Origin of the sequence: Microbacterium proteolyticum, assembly GCF_014192415.1 — a bacterium.
Classification (GTDB): Bacteria; Actinomycetota; Actinomycetes; order Actinomycetales; family Microbacteriaceae; genus Microbacterium; species Microbacterium proteolyticum.
On the sequence record NZ_JACHXY010000002.1, the window covers coordinates 614,255 to 630,966 of the forward strand.

Consider the following 16,712-nt stretch of genomic DNA (forward strand, 5'->3'; position numbering starts at 1 on the left):
CACCGGGCGCCGGAGTCGGCGGCGGGGCTGGCGTGGCGCGAGTGGTGCTCGACGTGGCCGCACATGGCGACAGACGGGCTAGGCGTGGCGCGAGTCGTGCTCGACGTGGCCGGCGGGTTCGAGCTGGAAGGTCGAGTGCTCCACGTCGAAGTGGTCGGCCAGGCACGTCTGCAGCGACGCGAGGATCGCCGCCGAACGACCGTCGCTCAGCGCCGCGTCCTCGACGATGACGTGGGCGCTGAACACCGGCGCTCCACGCGTCAGCTGCCACACGTGCACGTCGTGCACGTCGACCACGCCGTCGGCGCCACGCAGGTGGTCGCGGATCTCGGCGACGTGCACCCCCACCGGCGCCGATTCGGTCAGCACGACCACGACCTCGCGGAGCAGCCCGATCGCCCGCGGCACGATGAGCACCGCGATGAACAGCGAGGCGATGGCGTCGGCCTGCACGAAGCCGGTCGTCAGGATGACGATTGCGGCGATGATGACCGCCACCGACCCGACGAGGTCGCCCAGCACCTCGAGGTACGCGCCGCGGACGTTGATGCTGCGCTTCTGCGCACGCCCGAGCAGCCACATCGACACGGCATTCGCGACCATGCCGACGGCGGCGACGACGAGCATGAGCCCGCCCTGCACCTCTGCCTCGGCCGGTGCCAGCAGCCGCTGCACCGCCTCGACCCCCACCCACGCGCACAGCACGATCAAGATGACGCCGTTGACGAGAGCCCCGAGCACCTCGGCGCGCTGATAGCCGTACGTACGGCGGTCGTCGGCGGGGCGTGCCGCGATCGAGGTGGCCACGAGGGCGACCACGAGGGCCGCGGCGTCGGTGAACATGTGCGCGGCGTCGGCGAGCAGCGCGAGCGACCCCGACAGGATCGCCCCGACGATCTGCACGACCATCACGGTCGCGGTCAGGGCGAGGGCGGTCGCGAGCAGGCGCTTGTCACCGGCATCGCGGATGCCGCCCGCGGGCGCGTGATCGTGCATGGGACCAGGCTAGGTCCGACCCCGGACATCGCGCGTGTTTCCGCGGCAGTCGGGAATGAGAACCGCTGTCACCCACCACGATCGCGGACCCCGGGGCGTCCGCTTGCGGACACGACCGCTTGAGGACCTTGTGAGGGCAGGACCGTGCCTGGCACGGTCGGTGAAGGACTGCCGACGGTCCGACCGAGGGGTTCCGATGGATGAGACCACCGCCACGCGCCCGCCACTGACGCGCTCCCTGGGCGGGTTCCAGGTCTTCGCGATTTCGTTCGCCTTCATCTCGGTCGTGGTCGGTGTGTTCGCGACCTACGGCGAGATGTTGCAGACCTCGGGCCCACTCGGCGTGTGGCTCTGGGTCGTGGTCGGCGCCGGACAGACGCTGGTCGCGCTCGTCGTCGCGCAGTTCGCGGCGCGCATCGCCCTCAGCGGGTCCTCGTACCAGTGGGCCTCCCGGCTCGCGTCACCCCGCGTGGGGTGGTTCTTCGGCTGGCTGTCGTTCTGGTTCCTGGCCATCGCGGTGGTCGCCATCGCCAACGCGCTCGCCAGTCAAGCGGTCATGCCGCTGCTGGGAATGGACGCCGACGAGGACGTCGCGCGCTGGCTGACACTCGTCATCCTGGCCGTCCAGGCGATCCTCGTCGTCGTCTCCACGCGACTGCTCGGCATGGTCACGTCGGCGGCGGTCGCCGTCGAGCTCGCCATCGTCGCGGTGCTCGTGGTCGTGCTCCTCGTCGTCGCCCTTGTCACCGGCACCGTGCACCCGCAGAACCTCGTCTCGCGCGGGGTCGCGGAAGCGGATCCGCAGTACTTCGCCCTCGGCGGCGGGCTGATGGCGGGCATGCTGATGGGGCTCACCACCCTCGTCGGGTTCGATTCCGCAGCCAACCTCGCCGAAGAGGCGAAAGACCCCTATCGAGCGGTGCCCCGCGCCATCGTCGGCTCCGTCGTCGCGGCGGCGGTCGCGGGATTCGCGTTCCTGCTCACGCTGACGGTGTCGATCCAGGACGTGGCCGCCGTCACGAGCGACCCCTCCCCCGTCGCGGCCATCATCCGCGGACAGCTCGGCCCCGTCTGGGAGCTGATCCTGCTCGCGGGCATCGCCTTCTCGATGTTCGGCGCTGGAACCGTGGTGCTGGCCGCCGCGGCCCGACAGGCCTTCGCCATGGCCCGCGACGGCCGCTTCCCCGCCTCGCGCCTCATCGGCCGGGTCGACGCGCGCACCCGCACGCCGATCTTCGCCACCCTGCTCATCGTCGCCATCGGGTGCGTGCTGATGATCGCCCTCCCCGGAGAGGCGCTCCTGCAGCTCATCATCGGGAGCACCATCCTCCCCGCCCTCATCTACGCGGGCGTCGTCGTGCTCTACCTGGCCGTACGCCGTCGGCTCGAGCGCCGCACCGGTGGCTTCAGTCTCGGGCGCGCCGAGGTCCCCGTCGCCGTCGCGGCGCTGGTCTGGATCGCCCTCGCCCTCCTCGCCCTCGTCACCCCTGGCGATGCCCTGGTCCCCGTGCTCATCGTCGTCGGGCTGATCGCCGTCGGCGGCGTGTACTTCCTGGTGCTGCTGCGCCTGCGGCCCGGCGTGATGGACGAACAGCCCGGGGCAGACGACGAGGTCTCCCGCGCCGGCACGCCCTGAGCGTCGAGCGCTGACGAGCCCGCGTGCATCCCGGCGAGCGCGGCACCGACTCAGGACTCCGTCGCCGATCACGACTTCGAGAAGAGAACCCCGCCGGTTCTGCGTGCGACGCTCCCGGACCGCGGGGCGCTCGGGGCCGGTTCAGGTGCGCAGAGACCGCAGCTGCGCCTGCACCCGTCGGTGCACGTGCAGCGCCGGATAGACGCCCAGGAACACCGCCATCGGTGCGCGCAGCCGCACGTCGCGGATGTCGTGAGCGGCGTACGTGTTCTCGAAGCGGTCGACGTAGCGTCGGAAGTCGCGCGGGCGGTCGTCGAGGCGCCGCGCCGACATGCCGGCGACCATCTCGGAGCAGTAGGCGATGCGGCGTCCGCCGAGGGCCAGATGGATGGCGATGTCGAGATCTTCGTGCATGACGTCGGCCTCGTCGTCGCACAGGAACTCGCGCACATCGCGCCACGCATCGGCGCGCACGGCCATGTTGCTGCCGAACAGGAACACGAAGTCCCCCGCCAGGCGCACCTGCAGCCGGCGCAACCGGTCGTCGATCTGTTGGCCGATCGCGCGCAGCGGCAGGTCGTAGTACTCGACGGGTCCCGACACGGCATCCATGACGCCCCCCGCGAAGACGCGCGACACCTGCGACACCCAGTCGGGCTTCAGAACGGTGTCGGCGTCGATGCGTCCCAGGACGTCGCCCGTAGCGGCATCCATTCCGAGGTTGCGTGTGGGCACGAGCCCCTGCCGACCGTCTTGACGCAGAAGTCGGATGCCGGCACCCGGGTGTTCGTCGATGACCCTCTGCACCACCTCGCGTGTGCCGTCGGTCGATCTGTTGTCGACGACGAGCACCTCGGCGGCGGGGACGCTCTGACGCACGATCGCGCGCAGGCACCGCTCGATGACCGCCTCTTCGTTGTAGGCGGGGACGACGATCGACACCGTGGGCATTGCGGTCACCTCACGGGTCTACACGCTCAGAGTGACGCGAGAAGGGGCGAGAGCTGAACGAATGCCCGGGCGCGATGGGATTCGGCGTTCTTCTCGGCAGCCGTCCATTCGCCGACGGTCCGTTCGGAGCCTTCGGGCTGACCGTCGGGCACGAAGATCGGGTCATACCCGAAACCACCCGGTCCGGCGGGTCGCATCGCCAGGCGTCCGGGCCAGCGGCCCTCGACGGTCTGCTCGCCTCCGTCGGGGCGCACGAGGGCGATCACCGACACGAACTGCGCCGTGCGATGTGGGTCGGCGACGTCGGACAGCTGGTCGAGCAGCAGCTCGAGGTTGGCCGTGGCGTCCTTCTTGTGCCCCGCCCAGTACGCCGAGAACACCCCGGGCGAGCCGCCCAGCACGTCGACCGCGACGCCGGAGTCATCGGCGAGGGCCGGGAGCCCCGTGTGCGCCGCCGCCGCGCGCGCCTTGATCATGGCGTTCTCGGCGAATGTCACGCCGTCTTCGACCGGCTCGGGTCCGTCGTAGCCGACGACCTCGAGGTCGGGGCGCACCTCGGCCACGATCGCCTGGAACTCCTCGACCTTGTGCGGGTTGTGTGTGGCGAGCACGACGCGTGCCATCTCAGCCCTCGAGAGCCGCGGTCTGGATGCCGCGCAGCTCGGCGCACCCGTTCACGCCCAGTTCGAGCAGACGGTCGAGCTCTGCCTTGTCGAACGGTGCGCCCTCGGCGGTGCCCTGCACCTCGACGAACAGGCCGCGGCCGGTCACGACGACGTTCATGTCGGTCTCGGCGCGCACGTCCTCGACATAGGCCAGATCGAGCAGCGGCTCCCCGTCGACGATGCCCACCGACACCGCGGCGACCGAGTCGCGCAGCACCTCGGAGCGCTGACCGATGAACTTCTTCTCGCGTCCCCAGGCGATGGCATCCGCCAACGCGACGTAGGCACCGGTGATCGCCGCGGTTCGCGTGCCGCCGTCGGCCTGGAGCACGTCGCAGTCGATCACGATGGTGTTCTCGCCCAGCGCCTTGGTGTCGACGACCGCGCGCAGTGCCCGCCCGATGAGACGCGAGATCTCATGCGTGCGCCCGCCGACCTTGCCCTTGATGCTTTCGCGGTCGTTGCGGCTGTTCGTCGCGCGCGGCAGCATCGCGTACTCCGCCGTGACCCAGCCCTTGCCCTTGCCGCTCAGCCAGCGCGGCACGCCGTTGGTGAACGAGGCGGTGCAGAGCACCTTCGTACCGCCGAACGTGATCAGCGCCGAGCCTTCGGCATGCGCCGACCACCCGCGCTCGATCGTGACGGGGCGGAGCTGATCGGCGGTGCGGCCGTCTTTACGGGTCATGGATCCTCCAGAGGAACGGGAACGGGATGCCACGCCTCAGCGCGGCAGGTCGATGGCGCCGGTCTGCACGAGTTGCACCTCGCGCACCTCACGGCCCATGAGGCGGTGCGCCAGGCGCAGGAAGTCGTCCGCCGACGAGCCGGTGGCCTCGTAGCGGTGGCGGGGAGTGGCATCCGGACTCGCCAGCAGGTCTCTCGAGACGAGCTGGCGGAAGACGTCTTTCGCCGTCTCGCTGTCGCTGGAGACCAGGCTCACGTCGGGGCCCATCACGTAGCTGATGGCCCCCTCGAGGAAGGGGTAGTGCGTGCAGCCGAGCACGAGCGTGTCGACACCGGCGTGGCGGAGCGGGGCGAGGTACTGCTCAGCGGTGGCGAGCACCTCGGGCGAGTCGGTCACGCCGGCCTCGACGAACTCCACGAAGCGGGGGCATGCTCCGGCGAACACCGTGAGGCGCTCGTTGACTTCGAGCATGTCCTGATAGGCGCGCGAGCCGATCGTCCCGACCGTGCCGATCACGCCGATCCGGCCGTTACGGGTGGTCGACATCGCGGTGCGTACGGCGGGGCCGATGACCTCGACGACGGGAACGTCGTACCGCTCGCGGGCGTCACGGAGCATGGCGGCGGACGCCGTGTTGCACGCGATCACGAGCATCTTCACGCCCTGCTCGACGAGGGTGTCGAGCACCTCGAGGGCGTACCGTCGGACGTCCGCGATGGGCTTCGGACCGTACGGAGAACGGGCGGTGTCGCCGATGTAGAGGATCGACTCGCGCGGCAGTTGGGCCGACACGGCCCGGGCGACGGTGAGACCGCCGACCCCCGAGTCGAAGATCCCGATCGGCGCGTCGTCCATAGGAGGCCAGCCTACCGGGCGGGGTGCGGGCGGCCGATGCCTCGACCCGTGACCGCGGGACACAACGCAGGAGGAGCCGCGTCGCGGCCGCGGGACACAACGCAGGAGATACCGCGTCGCGGCCGCCGGCAACCGCGACTCGGCGCCGGGCACCGTGCGGATCTCCTGCGTTGTGTCGCCGGGCGGCCGATGCGTCGACCCGTGACCGCGGGACACACGCAGGAGGAGCCGCGTCGCGGCCGCGGGACACAACGCAGGAGATACCGCGTCGCGGCCGCCGGCAACCGCGGCTCGGCGCCGGGCACCGTGCGGATCTCCTGCGTCGTGTCGCGCAGGTCGGGAAGTCAAGGCTCCGCAGCACCGGTGGGCGGGCCGCGGAATAGGCTGGCGCCATGACGCGCAGCACGGCTCTGCACACCGACCGCTACGAACTCACGATGCTGGACGCGGCCCTCCGCGACGGTACGGCCTCGCGCCGCTGCGTGTTCGAGGTGTTCGGGCGCCGGCTCTCGGGTGGACGCCGCTTCGGCGTCGTCGCGGGCACCGGCCGGCTGCTCGAGGCCATCCGCGACTTCCGCTTCGGTGACGACGAGCTGCGCTATCTGCGGGATGCGAGGGTGGTGGATGCCACGACCCTCGACTTCCTCGCGGATTATCGCTTCACGGGATCGGTGACCGGCTACCGCGAGGGCGAGGTGTACTTCCCCGGCTCGCCGCTGCTGACCGTGGAAGGGACCTTCGCAGAAGCCGTGCTGCTGGAGACGCTCGCGCTCAGCATCTTGAACTACGACTCCGCCGTCGCCACCGCCGCCGCGCGCATGAGCGTCGCCGCCGGTGATCGACCGCTCGCCGAGATGGGCTCTCGTCGCGCGAGCGAGGAGGCGGCTGTCGCCGCCGCGCGCGCCGCCTACATCGTGGGTTTCTCGGCCACCAGCAACCTCGAGGCGGGGCGGCGATGGGGTGTGCCCACGATGGGCACCGCCGCCCACGCCTGGACGCTGCTGCACGACAGCGAAGAAGACGCGTTCCGTTCGCAGGTCGACGCGCTGGGCGCCGATACGACGTTGCTCGTCGACACGTTCGACATCGTCGAGGGAGTGCGCACGGCCGTGCGCGTGGCCGGCACGCAGCTGGGCGGGGTGCGCATCGACTCGGGCGACCTGCCCATCGTCGCGGGCGAGGTGCGGGCGCTGCTCGACGAACTCGGCGCCACGGGCACGCGCATCACCGTGACCAGCGACCTCGACGAGTACGCTCTCGCCGCCCTCGCGGCCTCCCCCGTCGACTCCTACGGCGTCGGCACCTCGGTCGCGACCGGCTCGGGCGTACCGACCGCGGGCCTGGTGTTCAAGCTCGTCGCACGCGAGGCGGCGGACGGCTCGTGGGTGGGCGTCGCGAAGGCGTCGACGCAGAAGGCCTCGCACGGGGGCCGCAAGGCCGCGTTCCGCACCCTCGAGGGGGGCACCGCGACCTCCGAGCTCATCATGGTCAGCGACGGCTTCGAAGAGCTGTCCACCGCCGCCGAGCATCCCGACGCTCGTCCCCTGCAGACCACGCTCATGAGCGACGGCGAGGCGGATGCTGCGGCCCTCGGCTCGGAAGGCGTCGAGGCCGCACGCCGACACCACGCGCGCGTGCGCGAGGAACTGCCCGTGCGGGCGCTGGCGCTCAGCAAGTCGGAGCCCGCCCTGCCGACCGAGTACCGCGAGGCGGGCTGACCGGCGGCTGATCCCCCGCGCACCGGCGAGACGACCGAGTCGTCTTTGCCGCGCTCCGCACCAGGTGACGTACCGGGTGATTGGCGACCGACCGCGGCTCTCACGGTGCGTGGACCCGGTTAGCGTGAAGGGTTCCGCGATCCGGCCGACGGCCGCGAAAGGACCCCCATGACGTACCTTGCGGGCGATACCCCCCAGCCGACGCGCCGCCACCTGGTCTCCGCGGCCGCGTGGGCGGTGCCCGCGATCGCCGTCGTCGCCGCAACCCCCGCCCACGCGTCGTCCGGCGGCAGCGTCCTCGTCGCGAAGATCCGCCCGGGCTCCGACTTCACGGCGCAGAATCTCCACCAGTACGACGGGGCCACGAACACCAACCGCGGACCGATCGCGGTCTACGTGCGCGCACGGTACGACCAGAACATCGTGTGGTGGCCCCAGAGCGACCCCGCCGTGGCGGTCATTCCGTACGCCGTCGCCGTGGAGGGGCCGCTCGGGCCGTCGTCGATGACAGGGGTCCTCAGCATTGCAATCGGCGGATACGCACAAGACGTGCGCACGTATCCGACCGACGGCGTCCACCCCGTGCCCACGGGGACTTATCGCTTCACGCTAGTGCTGTTCGGCTCCGACGGCTCGGCGACGGCGACGACCTCGGTCGAGATCAGCTGACGCTCACTTGACCAGCGACTCGTAGATCTCTTTGCACTGCGGGCAGACCGGGAACTTCTCCGGATCACGACCCGGGGTCCACTTCTTGCCGCAGAGCGCGCGCACCGGCTTGCCGGTGATGGCCGACTCGAGGATCTTGTCCTTCTTCACGTAATGCGAGAAGCGCTCATGGTCACCGGGCTCGATGTTCTCTTCGCGGATGAGCTCTTCGAGCTCTCGATCCAGGGTCGCGAGACCCCCGCTGTCAGGACTGTCGAGAGGCGTGCTCATGGAGAGCCAGTGTAGCCGCGGACCGCGCTCGGCGGTCGGAGGGGTTCGACTCAGGTCGCTTCGGCGAACTCCATGAGGCGGGTGACGCGGCGCTCGTAGACCACCGCGCCCACCACGACTCCGAAGATCAGCACGACCGCGCCGGCGCCCACACCGACCCAGAGCGCGAACATCGCGTCGATGGCCGTGCCGTTGATCGCCTGCCACGTCAGCCAACCCGCGGGCAGCGCGGTGAGCACCGCCCCGAGCATGACGAGGCCCTGTGCGACGACCCCGCCAGAGCCGGTGCGCTGCGGCTGCTGGAAGGGGCTGTCACCCGGCCGTGAGACCGCGTAAGGGGCCAGAACCGACGAGACACTCGACAACCCCAGACCGCCGAGGAACAGCGCTGCGCACACGCCGACCATGGCGGGGAAGATCGCCCAGCGACCGTGCGCGACGATCGCGAGCGGGAGGCTGATGGCGAGGATCGGTATGCCGATGAGCAGGATGGGCACGAGACGCCCCACGCGATCGGGGATGCCGCGCACGCCGCTGGCGATGTGCATCCACAGGGCCGTGGAGTCGTAGGCGAGATCGTTGTGGGGCAGCCAGCCGAAGAACAGCGCCATGATCGGCACCGGCAGCAGCACCGCCAACTCGAACGGCACGCCCGCGACGAGCAGCGGTACCGTCGAGACGACGGCCGCGATCGGCACGATCACAACGTTGACGATGTACCGCCGGTCGCGCAGCCAGTACGACAGGCTGCGGGCGGCGACGGCTCCCCCGGGAGTGCCGGGAAGAAGCGCGAACCACCCGAGTCCCCCGCGCTCGCGCACCGCGACCGGACGACGCGTCGTGGTCAGCAGCACCTCGACCAGGGCGAACCACGCCAGGGCGAGCAGCGCCACGGTTGCCAGGGCGACGACGAGGCCGCCGATGGCCGCACCGGTCGTCGGCGCGAGGCCGATGGCCCACGCGGCGCCGACGGGCGTCCACGAGAGGATCTCTGCTGCCGACGCCAGCTGCGACGGCACCGCGCCACGCCACTCGAGCGATCCGAGGAACACCCCGATAGGCACGACGACGACGAGCACGGCGATGAGGTAGACGCTCATCAGTTCGCGGGATTGCCGGGGTCGCTGCACGAGCGCACCGAGGGCCATGCTGACGCGGGCGAACAGCACGCACGTCGTCAGGCCCAAGACCACGGATGCCACGCCCGCCACCGCCGAGGCACCGTGCGCGCTCCACGCCACGGCGACGCTGACGCCGAGCACGAGCGTCACGAGGACGGGCACGCTGAAGAAGCCGGCGAGCAGCAGCGCGCCGGCGAGTGGGCGCGGCTCGGGGCCCACGACCGCGAACCGCCGCGGGTCGAGGGGGTCGATCGAGGCCGTGACGGGCGGACCGACCGCGAACCCGAGGGTGACCGCGGACCCCGCGAGGACGGTGACGACCGCCGTCGTGAGGCGGTCGGCATCCGCGAGTCCTGCGGCGCTCATGGCCGCGAAGACGGTGGCCGCGATGAGCACGACGACGCCGATCGCCCGCCGGATCACGTCGCGCCGGTCGCCCCGCAGGGCGCCCAGCATCATCGCCAGTCTCAGGCGGAGAACGTGTGCAACCACTCGAGACCCTCCACGTCGCCCAGACCGCCCGACAGTTCGCGGAAACGCTGCTCGAGCGTGCCCTCGCCGCGCACCTCGTCGACGGTCCCCTCGGCGAGCACCTGGCCCGACACGATGACCGCCACGCGGGAACACACCCGCTCGACGAGCTCCATGCCGTGACTCGACAGGATGACGGTGCCGCCGTGGTCGACGTACGTGCGGAGGATGTCGAGGATCACGCCGCTGGAGACCGGATCGACGGCCTCGAAGGGCTCGTCGAGCACGAGCAGACGCGGGGAATGGATCATCGCACCCGCGAGCATGACCTTCTTCGTCATTCCCGCCGAGTAGTCGGACACAGGCCGCGCGAGCGCGTCGACGAGGTCGAAGGCGCGGGCGAGATCGGCCATGCGGCTTTCGACGAGGCCACTCGGGAGCCCCCGCAGCGCTCCGTAGTACGACAGCAGCTGCCGACCCGTCAGACGATCGAAGGTGCGCAGACGATCGGGCAGGACGCCGATCATCTTCTTCGCTTCGCGCGCCCGCTTCTTGGCATCGACACCGTTGATCGTCACGGCGCCCCCGTCGGCGCGGAGCAGGCCCGCGATGATCGACAGGGTCGTGGTCTTGCCGGCGCCGTTGGGGCCGACCAGACCGTAGAACGAGCCCGCGGGCACGGTCAAGTCGATCGCGTCGACGGCGCGGAGCTCGCCGAACGTCTTGGTGATGTGGCGGAGCGTGAGCGCGGGGACGGCGTCGTCGGCAGTCGGATCGGTGGATGCCGCTGCGTCGGTGGATGCCTCCGAGCCTGTGACCGTGGCCGGGGTGACCGTGCCGGCGGGGACCGCGACGGGCGACGCCTCGGCGTCCGTGCCAGCGGGGACCGCCACGGGCGACGCTTCGGCGTCCGTGCCAGCGGGAACCGCGGTGTCGATGACCGTGTCGGTGGATGCCCCGGCGTGCGCGCCGGCGGCGACCGCGCCGGCGGATTCCTCGGCGTCCACGTCGGTGGCGTCGGCGACCGTGTCGGTGGTTACGTCCGCGTCCGCGCCGGCGGATTCCTCGGCGTCCACGTCGGCGGATTCCTCGGCGTCCGCGTCGGCGGCGTCGGCGACCGTGCCGGTGGCGTCGAGCACCACGGCGTCCGGGGCCTCGTCGGCCGATGCCTCCTCGTCGACGCGGACGTCGGGCGGGGTGGGATCCTGCGAATCGCCGACACGAACGTCGTCGGATGCGGCCGCGTCGGGAACATCGCGCGGTGCGGTAGCTCCGGCGACGGCGCTCCCCCCGGCCTCCGGGGTGTCAGGTGTCGCCCGTGGACCATCGGCGTCGTGTGTGTCGAGCGGGGTCGCGACGACCACCTCGACATCGGTTACGGCGGGCAGCGGGTCGTCCTCTGCGACGGGATCGTCGGTCGCGATCAGCGGGCGAGCCGCGGACGGCTCCGCGACGGGCAGGTCGGAGACCGTCGGTTCCTCTGCGGCCACATCCGCCGGCGTCGGGTCTGCGGCCACGTCGACCGCGGTCGAGGACGGCGCCTCCGCCGCGGGGGCGCCCGGTAGCGGCGGTCGCGGAGGAATGACGATGTCATCGAAGGCGATGGGGGACGCGGCCTCGGGCGCGACGAGGTCGGGATCGGACGGTTCCGGGTTCGTCGGATCGGCCTCTTCCGACGCATTCGTGTCGCCCGCCGCGGCGGGCGCATCGGGAGCGACAGACGTCTCGGCCGTCTCTTCGGCCGTCTCGGGCGTGGCAACGGCACCCGGCGACGCGGAGTGCTCGACCGTGACCGGCGCGCCAGCGGCACCCGGCGACGCGGACTGCTCGACCACGACCGGCGCATCAGCGGGGACGACGGCCGCGTCGACCGCGGCCTCGTCGGCGGCGGGGGCGGACGCGGCGCTCGCAGACGCGGAGATCGCCGACGCCGACGCGGTCGACGCGGTGGAGGTGCGCGGCGATGCCGGCTTCTTCGCGGCGGTCCGCGCGGTCGCCGGTTTCTTGGCCGCCGGAGTACGGGCAGCCGTTCCCGACGCGCGTGCCGCCGCCGTTCGCGGGGCGCGGGGTGCGCGCGGCTTCGGGGCCGGTTTCGCCGCCGCAGCGCCGGTCGACGCGTCGGCGTCGGACGCCCCGTCGCCCTGTGCACGGGCCGGCGGACGCTTCGCGGGCGTGGTCCGCGGTGCGCGCGCCGTCGAGGGGATCTGGCGGGCCGCGGGTTCGACGCTCGCCGCGACGCCCTCGGTGTCAGAGGAGGACGAGTCTCGGGGTTCCGGCAGCGACGCTGTCATCGCACCAAACTACCAACCCCCTCCGACACCGCCCTTGCTCTTGCCGACGCAGGTTCCGCATGCGTCGGCGCCCCGCGGCTTCCGGCGCGGCCGGACCGAGCGAGGTTCCGCACACGTCGGCGCCCCGCGCCTCAGCCCGCGCGGCCTCCGGCGCGGCAGGAGCGTCCGCGGCGGCGGGCGGATGCGTTCGCACGACGGATCCGCGCATCGCCGTCAAGTCGCGGCGCACGTCGGGCCGGCCGGGAGAGGATGAGGTCATGGCTGAGAAGGTGCACCGCATCCACTCCCTCCCGCAGGACGCCCCCTGGACGGGCGGGCTCCCACCCGCGGGATCGGAGGAGCATCCCCGCACGATCCGCATGCTCGACCGCGTGTTGTCGGTGCAGCGGCCCGTCGTGCTCGCGCACCTGCGCAGCATCCGCCTCCGGCATCCGGATGCCACCGTCGAGCAGATCCTGACGATCCTCGAGCGCCGCTACCTCGCCGCGGTGACCACGGGTGGCGCCGCCGTGGGCGCCACGGCCGTCGTGCCGGGCATCGGCACCGGCGTCACCCTCGCCCTCAGCGGCGTCGAGACCGTCGGGTTCCTCGAGGCGACCGCGCTCTACGCGCAGTCGGTCGCGGAGGTCCACGGCGTCGCCGTCGAGGACCCCGACCGCGGGCGTGCCCTCGTGCTCGCGCTGATGCTCGGCAAAGAGGGCGTCGACCTCGTCTCGCAGCTCGCCGCACAGGCGGCCGGCCGCGGCACCACCCGTTCCGGATACTGGGGCGAACTCGTCACGAAGACCCTCCCGCGCGCGGCCGTCGGCCCCCTCGTCGACCGGCTGAAGACCTCGTTCGTGCGGCAATTCGCCACCCGTGGCGGGGCGTCGTGGCTCGGAAAGGCCCTGCCCTTCGGCGTCGGCGCCGTGGTCGGAGGAGCCGGCAACCACATCCTCGGCCGGCGGGTGCTGGTCAACGCGCGTCGCGCCTTCGGCAGCCCCCCGCCGGCGCTGCCCGCGGATCTCGAGCCGCGCGAAGGCAACGAGCGTTTCGAGCGCAGCGCCGTGGGCGGTGTCCGCCGCGCGGGCTCCGCCATCGCCGACGCCGTCGGATCGGCGGGGCGACGCACCGGCTCGGTGGCGCGTAAGGCGCTCCCCCACCGGCGGCAGCGCGACACCGACGCCGAAACGGTCGAGACCGATTGACCCCTTCTCATCGAGACCGCCCCGCGCGCAAGTCCTGCGCGGTCGACCCGGCGGCGCGTTAGCCTCACGGCATGGGCGACCTTCTCGATCTCCTCGCTGTCTGGATGCCGCGTCAGCGCTGGTACGGCACGAAAGGCCGCGACCCGCGGCTCACCGTCGTCGCCGACTGGTCTCTCGACGACGACGTCCGCCTTCTGCTCGTGCGCGACGAGGCGGTCCAACCGGCCATCGTCTACCAGGTCCCCGTCGCGATCCGCGCGGAGGGATCGGTTCCGCCCGGCAGCCTCATCGGCGCGTTCGGAGAGGGACGGGTGTGGACGGACGCCACGACCGAGGCCGGGTTCACCGACCAGCTCTACTCCTGGGTGACCGCCGGCGGTGAAGTCGGCGCACCCGGCGACGGTTTCATCGGATTCGCCCTCGCCATGCCGGATGGGAAGACTCCGGCAGCGCGCGCGACAGCCAAGGTGCTGAGTGGCGAGCAGTCGAACACGTCACTGATCTTCCGCCCCGACGAGGGCGCCGCCGGCGTACCCGTCATCTGCAAGCTCTTCCGCCAGGTGAACCCCGGGATCAACCCCGATGTGGAGCTGCAGTCGGCTCTGGCAGCCGGCGGTGCCGCGTTCGTCCCAGCAGCCATCGGCGAGGTCCGCGGATCGTGGATGACGCCCGAGGGTGTGCCGGTGAGCGGCTCGCTCGCCTTCGCGCAGGAGTTCTTCGAGGGCGTCGAGGACGCCTGGCGGGTCGCGCTGGATGCCGCGGCCGCCGGTGAGGACTTCGCCCAGCGCGCCCATGCCCTCGGCGCCAGCGTCGCGGGCATGCACGTCGCCCTCGCCGCGCAGTTCCCCACCCGTGAGCCCGACGATGCCGACCGCGCGGCCGTGATCGGCGCGTGGGACCGACGACTCGCCATCGCCCTCGCCGAGGTGCCCGCGCTGGCCCCTTACGCCGATCGCATCCGTGCGGTGTACGCCGCCGCCGCGCGTGCGCCGTGGCCGTCCCTCCAGCGCGTCCACGGGGACCTGCATCTCGGACAGGTGCTGCACACCCCCTCGAACGGGTGGGTTCTGCTGGACTTCGAGGGCGAGCCCCTCCGGCCGATCGAGGAGCGGCTGCTGCCCGATGTGGCCGTGCGCGATGTCGCCGGCATGCTGCGCTCGTTCGACTACGTCTCGGGCGCCGTGGCCGACGACGACGGTGACGCGGTGCGCGCGTGGGTCATCGACGCGCAGCAGGCGTTCCTCGCCGGTTATGCCGACACCGCCGGCGCCGTGCGCACCGACGACGACCCGCTGCTCGCCGCGTTCGAACTCGACAAGGCCGTGTACGAGGCGATCTACGAGACCCGCAATCGCCCCGACTGGGTCGGCATCCCGCTCGCCGCGATCGGCCGGCTCGCGCCGCTCGACTGACCCACCGCGTTCACAACGTCCGCGATCCGCTCACAGTCCGTCCGCACGGCCCCACCGCAGCGGAGGTTGCGCAGATCGCCGAGGTTGCGCACACCGCCCCGCAGAATCGACGCCACCCCGCGATACGCATCGCGGGGTGGCGTCGTGCCGGTGGGGGCGAGGGTCAGCTGGTCGGCATCGAGCCCAGGGTCACCTCGGCGGTCCGCTCCTGGCCACCGCGGAGGTAGGTCACCTCGGCCTCGGCACCCGCGGCGAGCGCGCGCACCTGGGCGGTGAGGTCGATGGAGTTGGTCACGGGGATGCCGTTGAACGCGGTGATGACGTCGCCCTCGGTCAGACCTGCGGCTTGCGCTGCGCCGCCGCTGACCGCCTCGGCCACGAGAGCGCCGGTGGTGGTCGCACCCTGCTGGGAAGCGGCATCCTGGACCGACGCGCCCAGCAGACCGTGCGTGGCGGAGCCGTTCTCGATGATCTCCGACGAGATGCGCTTGGCGATGTCGGCCGGGATGGAGAAGCCGACGCCGATGTTGCCCGACTGCCCGCCCGACGACGAACCGCCGGCACTGGCGATGGCGACGTTGATACCGATCAGCTTGCCCTCGTCGTCGACGAGCGCGCCGCCGGAGTTGCCCGGGTTGATGGCCGCATCGGTCTGGATGACGGCGATCTTGATGGTCTGGCTCGCGGACTGCGACTGCTGGCCCTGACCGAAGTCGAAGCGGAACGGGCTCTCCTGTCCGGGCTCGGTCTGCTGCTCGTCGGAACCGTCACTGGGGGCGGCAGAGGAGGCGACCTGGATCGACCGGTTCAGCGCGCTGACGATACCGGTGGTCACGGTGTTGGGCAGGTCGAGGGGAGCCCCGACAGCGACGGTGGCGTCGCCGACGTTGAGCTTCGACGAGTCGCCGAACTCGATGGGCGTGAGGTCCGACACGTTCTGCAGCTTGATGACGGCGAGGTCGTAGGTGGGGTCGGTACCGACGACGGTCGCGGCGTACACCTTGCCGTCCGACGTCGTGACCGAGATCCGGGCGTCGCCCGTCTGGCCGTCGAGGGTGACCACGTGGGTGTTGGTGAGCACGTATCCCTCGGCGCTGAGGACGACGCCCGATCCGGTGCCGCCGGCCTGGGAGCCGGTGGCGCTGATGGTGACGACGCTCGGGACGACCTTCGTGGCGACCGCGGCGGTGGCGTTGACGTCCTGGGGGTCGTTGACGGTGATGGCGGTGGGACCGGAGACGCTCGAGGCGTTCTCGCCACCCCAGAGGCTGAGTCCGGCGTAGGTGCCGCCGAGGCCCGCTCCCCCACCGACCAGGGCCGCAGCCACCAGCAGCGCGGCGATGCGCGGCGCCGAGCTCTTCTTGCGGGCGGGGGTGGATGCCGACTCGGGCAGCGGCAGAGTGGGGTGCGCATTCGTGGCGGCGGGGCCGAATCCGTGCCCGGTGGGGCTCGTCGCACCGGAGGGGGCCGAGGCGTAGGCGCCGTGGGCGGGTGCACCGGGCTGGGGGGTCGCGGTTCCGGCGACGGGCGGGGGCCACGCGGCGGCAGCGGCGGCCGGCGAGCGTGTGGGCACCGGCGGCACGTCGGGACGCGACGTCGCGGCCGGCGGGGTGTGCGCTGCGGGAGCGGGCGTCTCGTGCTGAGGCGAAGGCTCGATGGGGTTGCTGTGGTCGTTACCCTCGGGACGGTTGTCCGTGGTGTCACTCATGGGATGCTCCTTCTTCCAGGCGCTTCTACGATGACCACGGATGCTGTGGGCCACCTATGACAGAAGTGAGCCGCCTC

The 16,712-nt window shown here is 71.7% G+C and carries 14 protein-coding genes; 5 read left to right on the plus strand and 9 right to left on the minus strand.

Features of this window, described 5'->3' with window-relative positions:
* Positions 1-78: 78 nt before the first annotated feature.
* Positions 79-996 carry a cation diffusion facilitator family transporter gene (locus FHS07_RS11300; RefSeq protein WP_183419988.1) on the minus strand — a complete coding sequence of 306 codons (918 nt, stop codon included), beginning with the start codon at positions 994-996 and terminating at the stop codon, positions 79-81.
* Positions 997-1,192: 196 nt separating this feature from the next.
* Here FHS07_RS11300 and FHS07_RS11305 point away from each other — a divergent pair, with 196 nt between their 5' ends.
* Positions 1,193-2,632, plus strand: coding sequence for an APC family permease (locus tag FHS07_RS11305; RefSeq protein ID WP_183419989.1), 1,440 nt, complete (start codon positions 1,193-1,195; stop codon positions 2,630-2,632).
* Positions 2,633-2,773: 141 nt separating this feature from the next.
* On the opposite strand, the gene FHS07_RS11310 is transcribed toward FHS07_RS11305, so the two are convergent.
* From FHS07_RS11310 to murI, 4 genes are read right to left on the minus strand one after another with little or no spacing between them, the layout of a single operon-like run.
* Positions 2,774-3,583 carry a glycosyltransferase family 2 protein gene (locus FHS07_RS11310; protein WP_221189466.1) on the minus strand — a complete coding sequence of 270 codons (810 nt, stop codon included), beginning with the start codon at positions 3,581-3,583 and terminating at the stop codon, positions 2,774-2,776.
* A 26-nt stretch (positions 3,584-3,609) separates the two neighbouring features.
* Positions 3,610-4,206 carry an RdgB/HAM1 family non-canonical purine NTP pyrophosphatase gene (gene rdgB, locus FHS07_RS11315; protein WP_183419991.1) on the minus strand — a complete coding sequence of 199 codons (597 nt, stop codon included), beginning with the start codon at positions 4,204-4,206 and terminating at the stop codon, positions 3,610-3,612.
* 1 nt (position 4,207) lies between these two features.
* On the minus strand, positions 4,208-4,933 hold the full coding sequence (gene rph / locus FHS07_RS11320) for a ribonuclease PH (protein WP_183419992.1): 726 nt from the start codon (positions 4,931-4,933) through the stop codon (positions 4,208-4,210).
* 36 nt (positions 4,934-4,969) lie between these two features.
* On the minus strand, positions 4,970-5,788 hold the full coding sequence (murI, locus tag FHS07_RS11325) for a glutamate racemase (protein ID WP_183419993.1): 819 nt from the start codon (positions 5,786-5,788) through the stop codon (positions 4,970-4,972).
* Between the two features lie 392 nt (positions 5,789-6,180).
* Here murI and FHS07_RS11330 point away from each other — a divergent pair, with 392 nt between their 5' ends.
* On the plus strand, positions 6,181-7,506 hold the full coding sequence (locus FHS07_RS11330; protein WP_183419994.1) for a nicotinate phosphoribosyltransferase: 1,326 nt from the start codon (positions 6,181-6,183) through the stop codon (positions 7,504-7,506).
* A 168-nt stretch (positions 7,507-7,674) separates the two neighbouring features.
* Positions 7,675-8,175: a hypothetical protein gene (locus tag FHS07_RS11335; protein WP_183419995.1), complete on the plus strand. Its 501-nt coding sequence runs from the start codon at positions 7,675-7,677 to the stop codon at positions 8,173-8,175.
* 3 nt (positions 8,176-8,178) lie between these two features.
* On the opposite strand, the gene FHS07_RS11340 is transcribed toward FHS07_RS11335, so the two are convergent.
* Genes FHS07_RS11340 through FHS07_RS11350 form a run of 3 tightly spaced genes read right to left on the minus strand, consistent with a single transcriptional unit; the run spans position 8,179 to position 12,328 of the window.
* The gene (locus tag FHS07_RS11340; RefSeq protein WP_055953839.1) at positions 8,179-8,445 is read right to left on the minus strand and encodes a DUF3039 domain-containing protein; all 267 of its coding nucleotides are present in this window, start codon (positions 8,443-8,445) and stop codon (positions 8,179-8,181) included.
* A 50-nt stretch (positions 8,446-8,495) separates the two neighbouring features.
* On the minus strand, positions 8,496-10,022 hold the full coding sequence (locus FHS07_RS11345) for a hypothetical protein (protein ID WP_183419996.1): 1,527 nt from the start codon (positions 10,020-10,022) through the stop codon (positions 8,496-8,498).
* 11 nt (positions 10,023-10,033) lie between these two features.
* Entirely contained in the window at positions 10,034-12,328 is a 2,295-nt protein-coding gene (locus tag FHS07_RS11350; protein WP_183419997.1) for an ABC transporter ATP-binding protein, read from the minus strand.
* 257 nt (positions 12,329-12,585) lie between these two features.
* Between FHS07_RS11350 and FHS07_RS11355 the strand changes: the two genes are divergently transcribed.
* Positions 12,586-13,515, plus strand: coding sequence for a hypothetical protein (locus FHS07_RS11355; protein ID WP_183419998.1), 930 nt, complete (start codon positions 12,586-12,588; stop codon positions 13,513-13,515).
* Between the two features lie 71 nt (positions 13,516-13,586).
* Positions 13,587-14,927 carry a maltokinase N-terminal cap-like domain-containing protein gene (locus tag FHS07_RS11360; RefSeq protein WP_183419999.1) on the plus strand — a complete coding sequence of 447 codons (1,341 nt, stop codon included), beginning with the start codon at positions 13,587-13,589 and terminating at the stop codon, positions 14,925-14,927.
* A 163-nt stretch (positions 14,928-15,090) separates the two neighbouring features.
* Here FHS07_RS11360 and FHS07_RS11365 read toward each other — a convergent pair whose 3' ends face one another.
* Positions 15,091-16,635: a S1C family serine protease gene (locus tag FHS07_RS11365; protein ID WP_183420000.1), complete on the minus strand. Its 1,545-nt coding sequence runs from the start codon at positions 16,633-16,635 to the stop codon at positions 15,091-15,093.
* Positions 16,636-16,712 lie beyond the last annotated feature (77 nt).

Coding starts and splice junctions, on each gene's coding strand:
- FHS07_RS11300 (WP_183419988.1), bottom strand. CDS start 996: ATGCACGATCACGCGCCCGCGGGCGGCATCCGCGATGCCGGTGACAAG.
- FHS07_RS11305 (WP_183419989.1), top strand. CDS start 1,193: ATGGATGAGACCACCGCCACGCGCCCGCCACTGACGCGCTCCCTGGGC.
- FHS07_RS11310 (WP_221189466.1), bottom strand. CDS start 3,583: ATGCCCACGGTGTCGATCGTCGTCCCCGCCTACAACGAAGAGGCGGTC.
- rdgB (WP_183419991.1), bottom strand. CDS start 4,206: ATGGCACGCGTCGTGCTCGCCACACACAACCCGCACAAGGTCGAGGAG.
- rph (WP_183419992.1), bottom strand. CDS start 4,933: ATGACCCGTAAAGACGGCCGCACCGCCGATCAGCTCCGCCCCGTCACG.
- murI (WP_183419993.1), bottom strand. CDS start 5,788: ATGGACGACGCGCCGATCGGGATCTTCGACTCGGGGGTCGGCGGTCTC.
- FHS07_RS11330 (WP_183419994.1), top strand. CDS start 6,181: ATGACGCGCAGCACGGCTCTGCACACCGACCGCTACGAACTCACGATG.
- FHS07_RS11335 (WP_183419995.1), top strand. CDS start 7,675: ATGACGTACCTTGCGGGCGATACCCCCCAGCCGACGCGCCGCCACCTG.
- FHS07_RS11340 (WP_055953839.1), bottom strand. CDS start 8,445: ATGAGCACGCCTCTCGACAGTCCTGACAGCGGGGGTCTCGCGACCCTG.
- FHS07_RS11345 (WP_183419996.1), bottom strand. CDS start 10,022: ATGCTGGGCGCCCTGCGGGGCGACCGGCGCGACGTGATCCGGCGGGCG.
- FHS07_RS11350 (WP_183419997.1), bottom strand. CDS start 12,328: ATGACAGCGTCGCTGCCGGAACCCCGAGACTCGTCCTCCTCTGACACC.
- FHS07_RS11355 (WP_183419998.1), top strand. CDS start 12,586: ATGGCTGAGAAGGTGCACCGCATCCACTCCCTCCCGCAGGACGCCCCC.
- FHS07_RS11360 (WP_183419999.1), top strand. CDS start 13,587: ATGGGCGACCTTCTCGATCTCCTCGCTGTCTGGATGCCGCGTCAGCGC.
- FHS07_RS11365 (WP_183420000.1), bottom strand. CDS start 16,635: ATGAGTGACACCACGGACAACCGTCCCGAGGGTAACGACCACAGCAAC.